This window comes from Achromobacter sp. (genome assembly GCF_032102605.1).
Classification (GTDB): domain Bacteria; phylum Pseudomonadota; class Gammaproteobacteria; order Burkholderiales; family Burkholderiaceae_B; genus Achromobacter.
In genome coordinates, this window is the sequence record NZ_DAMDGT010000001.1 from 961,220 (window position 1) to 976,803 (window position 15,584).

Genomic DNA, 15,584 nt, shown 5'->3' on the forward strand with positions numbered 1-15,584 from the left:
TTATGCCAGCAGGCGGTAGGCCACGCCCAGGCTGAACAGCAGCGCGGTGCCGATGGCCCAGAAAGCCAGGGACAGCCATGCACTGAGAGGCACGCGCGCCGACAGCTCGGCTTCGGTAGGCGGCGGCGGGGCGGTCGCCACGGACGGCAGGTCTTCGTTGGCGGCCATCGGGCAGATAGCCAGGCATGGGGCGGCGTGCGCGGCCGTGACAGGCGTGCGGGTGTCCAGGGAAATGCCAAGATTTCCGGCCTGGATCTGAGAAAGAACGGGTTCCGGCGAGCTCATGGGAGCCTCCACAATCGAAGGTGGGGGGTGAACGGCGCAACCCCTACAGCAAGCTGCGTGCCCAACGGCGGGCGCTGCGTCCGATGCCGGATTGGCGGAAGCACTTCCCGTGGCCACCTCAAACACTTACGATACCGGCTGGCGTCGGACGGATTCCGCCGCGCTAGCCCGAATCGACTGGAACGTGACGGCCGCATTTCAACCACGGAGCATTCATGAACGGTTATCCCGATACTCTTCTCTTGATCGACAACGAATGGCGCGAGGCCCGCGGCGGCGCGCGCATCGATGTCGTCAACCCCGCCACCGGCCAGAAGATCGGCCAGGTGGCCAGCGCCAGCCGCGAGGACCTGGACCTGGCGCTGGCGGCGGCGCAGCGCGGCTTTGAAACCTGGCGCGACACCTCCGCCCACGAGCGTTGCGCGGTCATGCGCAAGGCGGCGGCGCTGCTGCGCGAACGCGCCGACGACGTCGCGCGCCTGCTGACCCAGGAACAGGGCAAGCCGCTGTTCGAGGCCCGCGGCGAAGTCCTCGCCGGCGCCGACATCATCGACTGGTTCGGCAACGAGGCGCTGCGCGTCTACGGCCGTATCGTGCCGTCGCGCAATCCGGCGGCCCAGCAGCTGGTCATCAAAGAGCCCGTCGGGCCCGTCGCGGCGTTCACGCCGTGGAACTTCCCGGTCAACCAGATCGTGCGCAAGCTGGGCGCGGCCCTGGCCACGGGCTGCTCCTTCCTGGTGAAGGCGCCCGAAGAAACCCCGGCGTCGCCGGCGGCGCTCTTGAACTGCTTTGTCGACGCGGGCATCCCCAAGGGCGTGCTGGGCCTGGTGTTCGGTTCGCCCGCCGAGATCTCCAGCTACCTGATCCCGCACCCGGTGATCCGCAAGGTCACCTTTACCGGTTCCACGCCGGTGGGCAAGGAACTGGCCGCGCTGGCCGGGCGCCACATGAAGCGCGTCACGATGGAACTCGGCGGACACGCCCCAGTGATCGTCGCCGAGGACGCCGATGTGGAACTGGCGGTCAAGGCCTCGGGCGGCGCAAAATTCCGCAACGCCGGCCAGGTCTGCATTTCGCCCACGCGCTTCCTGGTGCACAAGAACGTCAAGGCCGCCTTCGAGCAGGCGTTCGTGGCCCATGCCGAAAAGCTTAAACTGGGCGACGGCCTGACCGAAGGCACGACCCTTGGCCCGCTGGCCAATGACCGTCGCCTGGCGGCCATGGACAAGATCGTCAAGAACGCCAGCGAGAAGGGCGCCCGCCTGGCCACCGGCGGCAAGCGCGTCGGGGGCGCGGGTAATTTCTTCGCGCCGACCATCCTTACCGACGTGCCGCTCGACGCCGATATTTTCAACGAAGAGCCATTTGGCCCGATCGCCGCGATCCGCAGTTTCGAAACGCTGGACGAAGCAATTCGCGAAGCCAACCGTCTGCCGTTCGGGCTGGCCGCCTATGGTTTCACCCGGTCGATCAAGACCGTGCAAGAGCTTTCGCGCCGGCTGGAAGTGGGCATGCTGTGGGTCAACCAGCCCGCCACGCCCTCGGCCGAACTTCCGTTCGGCGGCGTGAAGGATTCCGGCTATGGGTCCGAAGGCGGCCCCGAAGCGCTGGAAGCCTACCTCGTCACCAAGGCGGTCTCGGTCGTCGGGATCTGACGCTCCGCCAACCGCGCAACGGGTTCCTGCATTGTTGGAATTCTTTGCGCGGGAGCATCCGAAGCCGATCATCCGTGATCAATAGCACGGCCCGGGGGTGCCCCGGGCCGCTGTTGCAAAATGCGTGCAAGCGCAGCATGACGTTCCTTCACAGCGGGCGCGCGGCCTGCGGCAGTCCCTGATTGCGTTTCCGTCGTCCCTCTCTATTTGATATGGGTGCTTACGCACCGTTGCCGGTCCGGGCCGTCGCCCGCAGGTAAGGTCTCTTGATAATGTCGATTCCGGAGATAGACGCATCAATGCATTCCTTGCCGCCATTCAAGACGCTTGCCCGACATAAATCCGCATCCAGCCCGTACATGACCTGGCTGCAAGAGCGCAAGCAGTTCGTCAAGGCGCTGCTGTCCAATCCCTCGGCCGTGGGCGCCGTGGCGCCGTCCAGCGCCGCGCTGGCAGCGGCCATCACCGAAACGATCCAGCCCAAAGCGGGCAAAGTCCTGGAACTTGGCTGCGGCACCGGCGTCTTCACGCGCGAGATGCTGCGCAAGGGCGTGGCGCCTTCCAGCCTGGTGCTGGTCGAGCAAGATTCGGAAATGAGCTCCAGCCTGCGCAGTCAGTTTCCCGGGGCTGCAGTGCTGCAGGTTTCGGCGCAGGATCTTTCCCGGGACAGCCATCCCGAGCTGCATGGCATAGGCGCCGCCATCTGCGGTCTGCCGCTACGAAACATGAGCGGGACGCTTCACCACAAGCTGTTGACCGCGGTGTTCGAGGCGATGCACCCGGGCGGGTCCATGCATTTCTTCACGTACGGCGTGCGATGTCCGATTTCGGCCGGCGTGCTCGAAGACTGCGGGCTGCACGCACGGCGGGTGAAATTCGTGCCGTTGAACTTGCCGCCGGCGTCGGTGTACAGCCTGAGCCGACTGGCCTGAAGCGGCGGGCGGGCAGGGCGGACGGCGCCGGCCAAGGATCAGGCCGCCGGCCGCCGCAATGGCAGCCGCCGCCCCTCTGCCGTTGGCGCGTCAGGTCAGGAACGTGAGCATGCCGTTGCTCAGGTCGTACATCGAGCCGACGATCTTGATCTTTCCTTCTTTTTCCAGCCCGGCCAGGATGGGACTGTTCTTGCGTATGGCCTCGACGGTGTGCTGGACGTTCGTCCGGGCCACGGCGTCCACGAATTGCGCATTCTTGCCGCTACGTTCACCCGAATACTTGGTCGCGTCGACGGCGGGCTTGATGACGTCCAGCAGCCCGGTCAGGTGACCGAGCTGGACGTTGTCGATGGCCCCGGCCACTGCGCCGCACGCGGTATGCCCCATGACCAGCACCACCTTGGCGCCCGCCGCCGCGCAGGCGAATTCCATGCTGCCCAACAGGTCGTTGTTGGAAATATTGCCGGCGACCCGGCCATTGAAGGTGTCGCCGATGCCCGTGTCCATGATGATCTCCGCGGGCGCCCGGGAATCGATGCAACTCAGGATCACCGCGGCGGGAAACTGGCCCGACGCGCTCGAGCGCTTCTGCGCCAGGAAGTTGTGGTTCTGGGGCTTGCCGGCCCGAAAGCGGGCGTTGCCCTTTTTCATCATGTCGATGACCTGGTCCGGCGTCATGGCGTCACGCTGCGCCTTCGAGAGAGACGCGGCCTGGGCGTCGGCCGGCGCCAGCGCCACACCCGCCAACATTGCAGTGGCGCCTGCCCCCGCGCTCGCCTTCAGCCAGACCCGACGGCCGGGGTCCAGAGGGTGCCCTGCCATGCAACAATCCTTGATCGCTTCCATGAGGTGTCCCCTATATGCAGCCCAGCTAGACAGACCGCGGGAGGCGGCTATTCGTCGATGGGCCGACCACAGTTCGCCGGTTTTACGGCGCGTTTATTCTGTTCCTGTTTGCGGCCTTGGACAACGGCTGCGTGCGTATCCCCGGGGAAGGGGACAGGCCGTCGGGGCGCCCGCCGCAACCGCCGGCCCACGTTGAATAAATCCCCCGCGACCCTGTTTTTCTTGTTTTCCGTCGGGATGAGTGGCATAGTTTTTCCGCACGACGGGCCCTCCAATCATCCGGGGGACGACTTGGCAAGCTGATACGAAAGGTGCCCCATGAGATACCTGTACATCGTATTGATCGTGTTGCTGACAGTGATCGTTCTTTCCTTCAAGATCCAGAACTTCGATTCCGTCACCCTGACGCTCTGGACCTCCACCATCACATTGCCCGCCTCGGTTTTGGTCATCGGCGTGTACATCCTCGGGATGCTCACGGGCGGCTTTCTCATCAGCCTGGTGCGTTCCGCCTTCCGCGGCGCCGCCCACCGGCCCACATAACTTTTTTTCAAGCTCTGCTGACCCCGGCAAGCCGCCGTGCGCCTGTAGTACCGGCGCGTATGCGTACCAAGGAGCAATTCCGATGAAACGGCTATCTCTTGTTTTGTCCACGTGCCTGCTGGCCGGCTGCGCCGGCACGGTCGCCACAAAGAACGACCTGGCCAAGTACGGCACCCCGCCCAGCGACGAAGATCTCTACCAGTACATGTCGACGCTGCGCGATTCGATGCCGCCCACTCGCTACGTCAGCTACCGCGACAAAGGCTATGCCGAATCGGTAAAGAAGACGACGTTCACCGGCGAGGACGGCAAGCCCGTGTCCGCCTGGGCATACGATTTCGAAGTGGCTGGCTACGATCAGGTCGGACCCGATCAGCCGCAATGGAGCGTGCGGCGCGTCGTTTTCTTCAACGGCCGCGCGATCGGCGGGTTCGACGGGAATGGGAATTTCATGCGCACCAGCGCGCAGCCGCCGGCACAGCCAGCGCCCGCAGCGGCGCCGGCCCAGCCGCGCTGATTCCTCGGATCCCATCCCATTTCTGCCGGAGAACGCATCATGCACAAGCATCAGCACGCAGAGAAGCGAAGCCATCTGCACGTCATCGCCGCAAGCGCGGTTCTGGGCGCAGCCGTCGTCCTTGCGGGTTGCGCCAACCCCTCGGCGTCATCGCGCGTCTATACGTTTGACCAGGCGCAGCGCGCCCAGACGGTGACACTGGGATACGTGATTGGCGTACGGCCCGTGACCATCCAGGCGGCGCAGACGTCCGGCCTGGGCGTCATCGCCGGCGGCGCACTGGGCGCCGTTGCAGGCAACGCCGTGGGCGGCGGATCGGGCCGCCGGATCACCACCGTGGGTGGCGCCGTCGGCGGCGCGATGGCCGGCAATGCGATCGAAAACGCCAGCGCCCGCAGGCAAGGCCTGGAAATCACGGTACGGCTGGATTCCGGAGACGTCCGGGTCATCACCCAGGAAGCGGACGTGCCGATCTCCACCGGGCAGCGGGTCCAGGTGGTCGCGCAGGGCGGCGTGAGCCGCGTCGTCGGCATCTGACCGCTGGCCTTGCTTCGCGTCGGCCAGAAGGGGAAGGGCGGGGCGGCGGATAGTCCCGCCGCCTCTTAAGATTCGCTTCATCCTGTCGCGTATAGTCAGCGCATGCGCATCCTACTGGCCGAAGACGATGAATCCCTGGGCGAGTCGATCGAGTCCTGGTTGGAGCTCGACGGCTACGTCGTCGACCGCGTGACCCGCGGCGACCTCGCCGAAACGGCGCTTGCCACGCACGAGTATCACTGCGTGCTGATCGATCGCGGCTTGCCGGGGCTTACCGGCGACGACCTGCTGCGCCGGCTGCGCGCGCGGCGCGACAACGTCCCGGCCATCATGATCACCGCACGCGACGCGGTGCCCGACCGCATCGAAGGCCTGGATCTGGGCGCAGACGATTACCTCGTCAAGCCATTCGACCTGGAAGAGCTGTCCGCGCGGATGCGCGCCGCCATGCGCCGGCGCGACGGCCACGCTGAACCGGCGCTCAGCCACGCTGGCGTAACACTCGATGTCGCCGCCAAACAGGTTCGATTCAACGGATCTCCCGTCGACCTTACCGCACACGAATTCGCCATCCTGCATGCGCTGATTCGCCGGCCCGGCCACATCGTGTCGCGCGCCCAGCTCGAAGCGGCGCTCTACGGCTGGGGCGATGAAGTCGAAAGCAACACGATCGAAGTTCACATCTACAACCTGCGGCGCAAGCTGGCGTCCGATCTGATCAAGACGGTACGGCGCCAGGGCTACCGGCTGGCGGACTGACATGCGCTGGCGCAAGCAATCCCGGCCCGCGCGCGGCTATTCATTGCGGCGCCGCCTGATCTCCACCACGCTGGGGTCGAGCATCCTGGTCGGGCTGGTCAGCACGCTCATCGTGCTGGCGATCGCCCGCAAAGAGGTCAACGAAGCCTACGACGACTGGCTGAAAGAGGGGGCACGGCTGGTGCTGGCGCTGGGCGAAGGCGGCCCCGGCCGCGATGCGGGGCAGAGCCGGCCAAACGACGCGCAGCCCACGTTGCGGCTGGACTACCAGCTCGTTTCGCGCGATGGCCAGGTGCTGCTGCGCGGCGAAGATGCGCCCAAACAGCCGTTTGTCGATCCCAACCGCCGCGGCGACCGCTACTACGACGTGCGCGCCGACGGCGAGGACTGGCGCGTCTATGTGCGCCACCACGACACATTGGGCTTCTCGGCCCAGGTGGGGCAAGAGCTCGACGATCGCACCGACCTCATCTGGGACATGCTTGAATCGCTGGCCTGGCCGCTGGTCGGCCTGTGGGCGCTGCTGGGGGTGATCAACTGGATCCTCATCTGGCGCTTGCTCAAGCCGCTCGAGCGGATGTCGCGCGGCATTGAAGCGAAATCGCCATCCGACCTGTCGCCGGTGGCGGACGACAGCAGGGCGTACGAGGTCCAGTCGGTCACGGCGGCCTTGAACCGGCTGCTGGGCCGGCTGGATCGCGCACTGGAAGCGGAGCGCCGTTTCACTGCCGACGCCGCACACGAGTTGCGCACGCCGCTGGCCGCACTGGCGTCGCGCATACAGGTCCTGCAGCGCAGCCATCCGGCCGGGCAGGCGCCTGCGCTGGCGGCGCAGTTGCAGCGCCTGCGCGCCGACATGATGCGTACAACCGCCCTGGTCGAAAACCTCTTGCAGCTGGCTCGCCTGGACCCGCAATCCGCGGACGCCATGCCTCGCGAGCTTGTCCCCGTGCAGCCGCTGTTGCAGGACGCCGTCGACGCCTGCGCGCAAGCCGCCGCGGCGCGGGGGGCCACCATCCAGATAGAAGCGCGCGAGGCCGAGCTTTACGGCAATCGCGACGCGCTTTACACCGCCTTGCGCAACCTCATCCATAACGCGGTTTCGTATGGCCGCAAGGGCGGCCAGGTGCGCGTCGCCGCCGAGCGCGTCGGCCAGCACGTGGCGCTAAGCGTCAGCGACGACGGCGACGGCGCCAGCCCGGCCGACCTCGAACGCCTGACCCAGCGCTTCTTCCGCGTCCTGGGCACCGACGTGCCAGGAAGTGGCTTGGGGCTGTCCATCGTGGCGCGCGTGGCCGAGGTGCACCGCGCGGAACTGCGATTCGGGCCGGGGCTGAACGGCCGCGGCCTGGGTGTGACGCTGCTGCTGCCCAACACCGGCACGCGCTGACGCCGTGTGCCAGAACCGTGGCCAGCGGCTAAGGTTCTCTTCATCTTCGGGGCGTCAAATAGGGCTATGTTCAACAACCCGGCGCATTGCGCGCAAGGAGCCACGCCATGACCCAGCAATCCCGCCATTCGACCTTCATCCGCACGTTCGCCGCCAGCGCCGCGCTTGCCGGCGCCATGATCGCGGGCGGCGCTCACGCCCAGGGCTACACCGGACCCAGCACCGGCACGCCGGCTGCGCAAGGCTACAGCGGACCCAGCACCGTCGCCGTCACCACCGTCAAGGAACTCCTGGCCAACGGCCGAGACGACCAGAACGCCATCCTGCGTGGCCGCATCGTCTCGCACGATGGCGACGACCACTACACCTTCGACGACGGCACCGGCCAGATCCGTGTCGAGATTGACCACGATGACTTTCCGGCCGGCCAGAAGATCGACGACAAGACCCAGGTCGAACTGCGCGGCGAACTGGACCGCGACCGCAAGGGCGTCGAGTTCGACGTCGATAGCATTCGTGTGATGTAAGGCGCTCGACGGTTTGAGGCTTTCGTGGGCTGGAATCAGCGTCCGCAAGGCGGGGCGCTGACCCGCGCCGGGGAGGGCGCGGGTCAGCGCCGGGAGGGCGGGGCGGGAAATGCGGGGCCGTGTCCCGCCTTTTTGGCCAGAATGCGGCAAAGAGGCGCATACGTTATCCTGTCGGGCTGGCGTAACGATGGCGCACTCGGGCTTGTTCCGACCGATTTTGCCCATATCTACACCAGGGCGCCTGATCTGACTTCAGGCGTCGCGCCAGTCGCCTCGCCGGCGACCCTGAACCGCTACCGAGTACCTGTCAGTCGTGAATCCCGAATCGCCCCCAGCCGCTGCCCAGCTGCCAGAAGCCTCCATCCGCGCCACCGTCCGGTTGCCCATCCGTCTTGCCGACGGGTCCGAGGCGCTGGCGTTGGCCTATAGCTTTCACGGATTGGCCGACGGCCGGGATCACCTTGCACTCAAGTTCGGAGAGCCGGGCGCCAAGCCGCTCGTGCGCCTGCATTCAGAGTGCATGACGGGTGACGTCTTTGGATCGCTGCGCTGCGACTGCGGCCCGCAACTGCAGGAAGCGCTGCGCCTCATGAGCCAGGAAGGCGGCTATCTGCTGTATCTGCGCCAGGAAGGCCGCGGGATCGGCCTGTATTCCAAGCTGGACGCCTACAAGCTCCAGGAACAGGGCCACGACACCTACACGGCCAACCTGAAACTGGGGCACGGCCTGGACGACCGCGACTACACGCCGGCCGCCCAGATGCTCAGGGCGCTGGGCGTCGATGATCTGGAACTCCTGACCAACAATCCCGACAAGCGCACCCAGCTCGAGCACATGGGCATCCGGGTAAGCGGCTGCCGCCTGACGGGCGTGTATCCCAACGAGCACAACAAAGGCTACTTGCGAGCCAAAGCGCTGCGCACGCAGCATCGGATCGAGCTGGGGCACACGGAAGAGTAGGGGATGGAAAGCGGCCGAAAGCCTTGCGAGCAGGCTTCGCGGCGCGCCGAGTCAGCGCCGACGCCTCAAACTGCGCAATGCCCGGCGATGTTGCGATACTGGCCTTTGAAATACAGCAACGGCTGCGTGCAAGCCGCTACGTGCAGATCCAGCGCCTTCACTTCGCCAATCACGATCAGGTGATCACCCGCGGCGTGTTCGGCATGGATTTCGCAATCAAGCCAATGCAGGCTGCCGGCAATGAGCGGATTACCCAGCGGCGATTCCTTCCACTCGACGCCGCGCCACTTGTCGACGCCCCGCTGGGCAAATTGGTTGGAAATCCCGACTTGCTCGTCCGACAGGATATTGACCGCGAATCGGCCCGCCTGGCGAATCTTGGGATAGCTGCCCGAAACGGACATGACGTTGAACGACACCAGCGGAGGATTCATCGACACGCTATGGAACGACTGGCACGTGAAACCTATTGGCTCGCCTTCGATGTTCGACGTGATGACTGTGATGCCTGACGCGTAGTGCCCGAGCGCTTCGCGAAAGCGCAATGGCTCGATCGCAGTACTGGAAAGTGACATAGTGGGGTTTGAATACTGGGTGTGGCGGGTCGTCGCGAGCAGCTCGCGACGACCGTTTCCCGCCTCGGAATCAGTTCCCGAGTTCCTTGCGGACGATTTCCGCGCCGGCGCTCAACGCGCTCAGCTTGCCTCGTGCGACGCCACGAGACAAAGGGGCCATGCCGCAGTTGGTGCAAGGATAGAGCTTGTCGGCATCCACGAACTTAAGTGCCTTGCGCAGCGTGTCGGCGACTTCCTCGGGGGTTTCAATGGTGTTGGTCGCCACATCAATGGCGCCCACCATGACTTTCTTGCCCCGGATCAGCTCGATCAGGTCCATGGGAACGCGAGAGTTCTGGCATTCCAGCGAAACGATGTCGATACTGGATTTTTGCAGCTTGGGAAAAGCCTCTTCGTACTGCCGCCACTCCGAGCCCAGCGTCTTTTTCCAATCCGTATTGGCTTTGATGCCATAGCCGTAGCAAATGTGGACGGCGGTCTCACACTTGAGTCCTTCAATGGCTCTTTCCAGCGTGGCCACGCCCCAATCATTCACCTCGTCAAAGAACACGTTGAACGCCGGCTCGTCGAACTGGATGATATCGACGCCGGCAGCCTCCAGCTCCTTGGCTTCCTGATTCAGAATCTTGGCGAATTCCCAAGCCAGTTTTTCGCGGCTCTGATAGTGGCTGTCATACAGCGTATCGATCATCGTCATCGGACCCGGCAACGCCCATTTGATCGGCTGCGTGGTCTGCTGGCGCAGGAACTTGGCGTCTTCCACAAATACGGGCTTGCGGCGAGCCACGGCGCCCACCACCGTCGGAACGCTCGCATCATAGCGATCACGGATCCTGACGGTCTTGCGGTTCTCGAAATCAACGCCGTCCAGATGCTCGATAAACGTCGTCACGAAATGCTGACGCGTTTGTTCGCCGTCGCTGACGATATCGATGCCTGCGTGCTGCTGTTCTTGCAGAGACAGACGCAGGGCGTCTTGCTTGCCCTCGATCAAGCCGCCATCCTGCAATTTCCATGGCGACCAGAGTTTCTCGGGTTCGGCAAGCCAGGAGGGCTTGGGCAGACTGCCGGCGGTCGAGGTGGGTAACAGTTTTTTCACAATAGATGCCTTGGTGTTTCTGATGAATCAAAGAGGGTAGTTGGCGGACCACTGCTCAAGAATCGCTTGGTACGGTTTGATGAAGTGTTCCTCGACAAACCGTCCTTGCTCGATAGCCAGCTGGCTACGTTCCTCTCGGTCGTAGACAATTCGAGTCAACGAATAATCCTGGTGCTTCAGGCTGGGCTGATAGGACTTTCCTGCGGCGGAATTCGCGTTATAGATTTCCGGACGGTAGATTTTCTGGAAGGTGTCCATCGTGCTGATGGTGCTGATGAGTTCCAGATTGGTGTAATCGCTCAGCAAATCGCCCGAAAAATAGAAAGCCAAAGGCGCAGCGCTGTTCGCAGGCATGAAGTAGCGAACCTTCATCCCCATTTTGTTGAAGTATTCGTCCGTCAGCGAGTACTCATCCTGCTGGTACTCCACACCCAGTACCGGATGCTTGTTTTCAGTCCGGTGATAGGTCTTGCTGCTCGAAACGCTCAGGCAGATCACGGGGGGCTTCTTGAAGTGCTCTTTGTAAGTGCTTGAATTCACAAAGGACTTGAACAGCTTGCCGTGCAGATCACCAAAATTTTCCGGCGTGCTGAAAACGGGCTGATTTTTGGTGTGCTCCAGCAGCAGCACGCTGAAGTCATAATCCCGAACGTAAGAGGAAAAATTATTCCCCACGATGCCTTCAATGCGTTCGTCGGTTTTTCGATCGACAACGGTCGTCTTCAGAATCTCAATCAAGGGAAGGGCGTTGCCGTTGCTGGCTCCGTCGATACTCATCTCGACCGAGATGATTTCCAGATTGACGGTATAGCGATCGCCCTTGGGATTGTCCCAGTGCGCCAAGGCATTGAAGCGGTTGTCAATCATCCGGAGCGTGTTGCGCAGGTTCTCCTGGCGATTCGTTCCCCGGGCCAGATTGGCAAAGTTGGTGGTGATCCGCGTATTGTCTGAAGGACGATAGTCCTCATCGAAACAAATGCTCTTGATGGCAAATGTGAAATCTTTACTCATGGTGATCTGCTGCCTAATTCCTGAGATAAAACCCGCGTCCATTCCCTGCCTTTTTCAGCGCTGCGCGAATTTTTCTTTTTCTATTCAGCAGCGTCGGATTACCGAAGCAGGGCGCGTAGTGTAGGTTGCCGCATCCATGAAAAAAAGTGATTTGATCTCATGAAGCCATTAGATCCATTCATGGATTGGCGAGGGCGGGGATCGTCGTCTGACTCAGGAGGGGGCTTGGTTGACAGAGTCAGCTGCGCGCCAGGCAGAACGCCGGGCGTCGAAAACCTCGAGCGAGGAGGGGACTTGTCTTGATCGGGGCGTAGCGCGACCCGGGCTTCGCGGCCGGAGCCGCGTTCCGGGACGCCGTCCCGGCGGTGCGCCGCTGTTCGCCGGGTGGCGAACAGGCGCGGGGAGCAGAATCAATCCGCGGCGGGCTGTTTCGCCTGTGCAATAAATGCACGCAGGTAATCGATACCCACGTCCGCCTCGCGAGCGCCCAGATAGATATGCTTGGCAATGCCTTTCTTGCCCAGACGGACGGGCACCACATTCATCGTGTCCGCATATTCCAGCACCAGCCAGCGTGGCAAGGCCGCCACCCCGCGTCCGCTGGCGACCATTTGCAGCATGATGTCCGTCGTCTCGATGGCCTTGTGCCGCTTGGGTATCACGCCGGCCGGCGTCAGGAACATGGCGTAGATGTCCAGCCGATCGACCGGCACCGGATAGGCCACCAGGACTTCATTGGCGATTTGTTCAGGGGTGACGAACGCTTCCTTGGCAAGAGGGTGGTTGCCAGCAACGACCAGCACCTGCTCGTAATCGAATACGGGTTCGAAGACCAGGCCGGGCTTGTTCAACGGGTCGGGGGTGACCAGCAAGTCGATCTCGTAGCCGAACAGCGCCCCGATCCCGCCGAACTGGAATTTCTGCTTCACATCCACGTCCACGTCCGGCCAGGCTGTCAGATACGGGGAAACAACCTTCAGCAGCCATTGATAGCAGGGATGGCATTCCATCCCGATGCGCAGCGACCCGCGTTCGCCCTGGGCGAACTGACGCAGACGCTCTTCGGCCAGGTTCAGTTGCGGCAATACCCGGTTGGCCACCGCCAACAGGTATTGGCCGGCTTGGGTCAATCTCAGGCTGCGGCCTTCACGCAGCCAGATGTCGGTGCCCAGTTGCTGCTCCAACTTCTTCATGCTGTGGCTCAAGGCCGACTGCGTCACGTGCAGGACGCCGGCGGCTGCCGTCAGCGAGCCCTGTTTTTCGACTTCTTGCACGATGGATAAATGAATGCGGTCAAGCATGATCGATGATGAAAATTCATGATTTATTGAGATAAATCAATTTTACTTCATCGTTTTACTTCACCGTTTATGCGTGCTTGCCGTAGGAAATGCTTGGTCAACCTCGCATTTCGCGAGGGTCTTTCCAAGAACGCAGAAGGAAGGTAACGCGCATCAAACTGCGCCTGTGACGATACGGACGGGCGGATTTAAGCTATTGACCCCGTCCATCCAGGCGCAGTCGCGCGGCTGTCGATCAGCGTATCGGGAAGAACGTGCCGCCCAGGCTTCCGTTCACGCCGCAATACGGCGGAGTGGATGAACCCGCGCCAGGCGCCTTTTCTTCAACAATCAAGGCAGCCCCCTGGCGTTGCAGGTTCAACACCCAGCCTTTGGTGTCCACGCTCTTGACCCGCAGGCGCTCACCCTCGACCTTGCCGTCGGCCTCCACGTTGCACGACCAGCGGGCAGTGCGCGGCTGTTCGGCCGAACCTTCGTACAGGATGTTGCCGTCGGGCTTCTTCCAAAGCGTGATCTCGCCGGAGAGGTTGCGCCATCTGCCGGTGAAACCCTTGCGTTCGGCGACGTCCAGGGACGCCAGAAACGCGTCACGGTATTTGAGGCGGCTTGCGAGTTCTTCGATCGATTTGCCTTTCTCGAACGGCATCTCGTAGGCGTCGTCGCGCACCTTGGTGAAGCCGCGCTGGTCCTGCGTCAACGCTTCCGCCGTCTTGGCGTCCAGGGCCTTGCGTGCTTCGTTGTAGCGCTTGGCGATGCTGGCATCGAGCGCGGCGAGTTGCGGGTTGGCGCAGATGGCTTTTTCCGCTCCGGTGCGCGCCTTGGCGCAGTCGAAGGACGGCGAGGCGTCGGGCGCTGCGGTGGCGGCCAGGGAAAGTGCGGACAGCGCGGCGGCGCAGGCGACAGGGAGGATGTGTTTGGTCAGCATAGTGTCGCGGATGATAATCCGCAGACATGAATTTGGCCGAATTTTATTCGAAGCCATTCTTCGGTCGGCGAACCACCAGGTGGCGAAGAACGCCAGCGCGGCGAGCCAGAAGCGCAGTCGCTCGGTCAGGTTGGAAAATCGCACGGCGGCACTCTAGCTGGAGCCCTGACGCCAGGCACGCTGGCCGCCGCAATCGGCCCGCTCGGCTATGATGCCGTCTGCGCGGTCGCGCCCGGGATCGAGGCAGTTCTGGCCCATGCCGGCCCAGCCCGCCCTGACGACCGTAATTCTTTACCTCAACTCCTTCTGCTGTCACGCCCGTCGCCGTCTATGAAGATCATCAACAAATCGAGCAAGTTGGCTCACGTCCTGTACGACATCCGCGGACCGATCATGGATCGGGCCAAGCAAATGGAGGACGAGGGCCAGAAGATCATCAAGCTGAATATCGGCAATCTGGCGGCGTTCGGTTTCGATGCTCCCGAAGAGGTCCAGCTCGACATGATCCGCAACTTGCCGAATTCGGCGGGTTACTCGGACAGCAAGGGCAATTTCGCGGCGCGCAAGGCGGTGATGCACTACTCGCAGGAGCAGGGCATCAAGGGCGTGACGCTGGAAGACATCTATCTCGGCAACGGTGCCTCCGAACTGATCTCAATGGCCACCAACGCGCTGCTCGACGATGGCGACGAGCTGCTGGTGCCGATGCCCGACTATCCCCTCTGGACGGCCGTCACCAGCCTGTCCGGCGGCACGCCGGTGCACTATCTGTGCGACTCGAGCCGCGGCTGGATCCCCGACATGGCCGACATCCGCAGCAAGATCACGCCGCGCACGAAGGGCATCGTGGTGATCAACCCCAACAACCCCACCGGCGTGCTGTATCCGGATTCGGTGTTGAAGGAGATCGTCGAGGTCGCGCGCGAGCACGGCCTGGTGATCCTCGCCGACGAGGTCTACGATAAGGTTCTGTACGACGACGTCAAGCACACCGCGCTCGGCAGCCTGTCGACCGACGTGCTGACGCTGACCTTTAACTCGCTGTCCAAGAGCTATCGGGCCTGCGGCTATCGCGCCGGCTGGCTGATCGTATCGGGCGACAAGAGCGCTGCCCAAGACTACATCGAAGGCCTGGATATGCTGGCCAACATGAAGCTGTGCGCCAACGTGCCCGGCCAGTGGGCGATCCAGACGGCGCTGGGCGGCTACCAGAGCATCAACGATCTGGTGGGCGAGGGCGGCCGGCTGCGCAAGCAGCGCGACCTGGCCTACGAGCTCATCAGCGCGATTCCGGGCGTGACCTGCGTCAAGCCGCAGGCTGCGCTCTACATGTTCCCCCGCCTGGATCCCAAGGTCTATCCCATCAAGGACGACCGCCAGTTCTTCCTGCAACTGCTGGAAGCCACGCGCGTGATGCTGGTGCAGGGCACCGGCTTCAACTGGCACGCGCCCGATCACTTCCGCATCGTGTTCCTACCCTACGAACACGATCTGCGTGACGCGATCGGCCGGGTGGCGGCGTTCCTCGAAGACTACCGCAATCGCCACGCGGCGGGCGCGCTGGCCGAGGAGGCCGCAGTGACCGCCGCTTAAGAAGGCGGCGCGTTAAGGCGCTGGTGTCGTGCATGACAAAGAGGCCGCTTTCGAGCGGCTTTTTTGTTTGCGATGACCCGTCCTGATTTTGGTTGACATCTTTTTGAGAGAAAAAAGGAGAGTCAATT

General features: G+C 63.1%; 17 protein-coding genes. 10 read left to right on the top strand and 7 right to left on the bottom strand.

Features of this window, described 5'->3' with window-relative positions; translation table 11 throughout:
* A complete protein-coding gene (locus tag RT614_RS04545) occupies positions 1-285 on the bottom strand; it encodes a hypothetical protein (protein ID WP_313620586.1) in 285 nt (94 codons plus the stop codon).
* A 215-nt stretch (positions 286-500) separates the two neighbouring features.
* On the opposite strand from RT614_RS04545, the gene RT614_RS04550 reads away from it, so the two are divergent.
* Together RT614_RS04550 and RT614_RS04555 are read left to right on the top strand one after the other, a co-directional pair.
* Positions 501-1,940 carry an NAD-dependent succinate-semialdehyde dehydrogenase gene (locus tag RT614_RS04550; protein ID WP_313620588.1) on the top strand — a complete coding sequence of 480 codons (1,440 nt, stop codon included), beginning with the start codon at positions 501-503 and terminating at the stop codon, positions 1,938-1,940.
* Between the two features lie 359 nt (positions 1,941-2,299).
* A complete protein-coding gene (locus RT614_RS04555; RefSeq protein WP_313620589.1) occupies positions 2,300-2,872 on the top strand; it encodes a methyltransferase domain-containing protein in 573 nt (190 codons plus the stop codon).
* A 90-nt stretch (positions 2,873-2,962) separates the two neighbouring features.
* On the opposite strand, the gene RT614_RS04560 is transcribed toward RT614_RS04555, so the two are convergent.
* Positions 2,963-3,694 (bottom strand): carbonic anhydrase family protein, encoded by a 732-nt coding sequence (locus RT614_RS04560; RefSeq protein ID WP_313620591.1) that lies wholly within the window; start codon positions 3,692-3,694, stop codon positions 2,963-2,965.
* Between the two features lie 342 nt (positions 3,695-4,036).
* Between RT614_RS04560 and RT614_RS04565 the strand changes: the two genes are divergently transcribed.
* From RT614_RS04565 to ribA, 7 genes are all read left to right on the top strand, one after another.
* Positions 4,037-4,261, top strand: coding sequence for a DUF1049 domain-containing protein (locus tag RT614_RS04565; RefSeq protein ID WP_313620592.1), 225 nt, complete (start codon positions 4,037-4,039; stop codon positions 4,259-4,261).
* An 82-nt stretch (positions 4,262-4,343) separates the two neighbouring features.
* Positions 4,344-4,778, top strand: coding sequence for a hypothetical protein (locus RT614_RS04570; protein ID WP_313620593.1), 435 nt, complete (start codon positions 4,344-4,346; stop codon positions 4,776-4,778).
* A 39-nt stretch (positions 4,779-4,817) separates the two neighbouring features.
* Positions 4,818-5,315, top strand: a complete 498-nt coding sequence (locus RT614_RS04575; RefSeq protein ID WP_313620594.1) for a glycine zipper 2TM domain-containing protein — start codon at positions 4,818-4,820, stop codon at positions 5,313-5,315.
* Between the two features lie 102 nt (positions 5,316-5,417).
* The gene (locus tag RT614_RS04580; RefSeq protein WP_313620596.1) at positions 5,418-6,074 is read left to right on the top strand and encodes a response regulator transcription factor; all 657 of its coding nucleotides are present in this window, start codon (positions 5,418-5,420) and stop codon (positions 6,072-6,074) included.
* A gap of 1 nt (position 6,075) precedes the next feature.
* Complete coding sequence (locus RT614_RS04585; RefSeq protein WP_313620597.1) at positions 6,076-7,464, top strand: ATP-binding protein; 1,389 nt, start codon at positions 6,076-6,078, stop codon at positions 7,462-7,464.
* A gap of 107 nt (positions 7,465-7,571) precedes the next feature.
* Positions 7,572-7,991: a NirD/YgiW/YdeI family stress tolerance protein gene (locus RT614_RS04590; RefSeq protein ID WP_313620599.1), complete on the top strand. Its 420-nt coding sequence runs from the start codon at positions 7,572-7,574 to the stop codon at positions 7,989-7,991.
* Between the two features lie 313 nt (positions 7,992-8,304).
* Complete coding sequence (ribA, locus tag RT614_RS04595) at positions 8,305-8,952, top strand: GTP cyclohydrolase II (RefSeq protein WP_313620601.1); 648 nt, start codon at positions 8,305-8,307, stop codon at positions 8,950-8,952.
* 65 nt (positions 8,953-9,017) lie between these two features.
* Here ribA and RT614_RS04600 read toward each other — a convergent pair whose 3' ends face one another.
* From RT614_RS04600 to RT614_RS04620, 5 genes are all read right to left on the bottom strand, one after another.
* The gene (locus tag RT614_RS04600; RefSeq protein ID WP_313620602.1) at positions 9,018-9,527 is read right to left on the bottom strand and encodes a flavin reductase family protein; all 510 of its coding nucleotides are present in this window, start codon (positions 9,525-9,527) and stop codon (positions 9,018-9,020) included.
* A gap of 70 nt (positions 9,528-9,597) precedes the next feature.
* A complete protein-coding gene (locus RT614_RS04605) occupies positions 9,598-10,626 on the bottom strand; it encodes a methionine synthase (protein WP_313620604.1) in 1,029 nt (342 codons plus the stop codon).
* Between the two features lie 27 nt (positions 10,627-10,653).
* Complete coding sequence (locus RT614_RS04610) at positions 10,654-11,637, bottom strand: DUF1852 domain-containing protein (protein WP_313620606.1); 984 nt, start codon at positions 11,635-11,637, stop codon at positions 10,654-10,656.
* Positions 11,638-12,047: 410 nt separating this feature from the next.
* The gene (locus RT614_RS04615) at positions 12,048-12,938 is read right to left on the bottom strand and encodes a LysR family transcriptional regulator (RefSeq protein WP_313620607.1); all 891 of its coding nucleotides are present in this window, start codon (positions 12,936-12,938) and stop codon (positions 12,048-12,050) included.
* Between the two features lie 235 nt (positions 12,939-13,173).
* On the bottom strand, positions 13,174-14,007 hold the full coding sequence (locus RT614_RS04620) for a lysozyme inhibitor LprI family protein (RefSeq protein ID WP_313620609.1): 834 nt from the start codon (positions 14,005-14,007) through the stop codon (positions 13,174-13,176).
* Between the two features lie 186 nt (positions 14,008-14,193).
* Here RT614_RS04620 and RT614_RS04625 point away from each other — a divergent pair, with 186 nt between their 5' ends.
* On the top strand, positions 14,194-15,456 hold the full coding sequence (locus RT614_RS04625; protein WP_313620610.1) for a pyridoxal phosphate-dependent aminotransferase: 1,263 nt from the start codon (positions 14,194-14,196) through the stop codon (positions 15,454-15,456).
* The last annotated feature ends 128 nt before the right edge of the window (positions 15,457-15,584 follow it).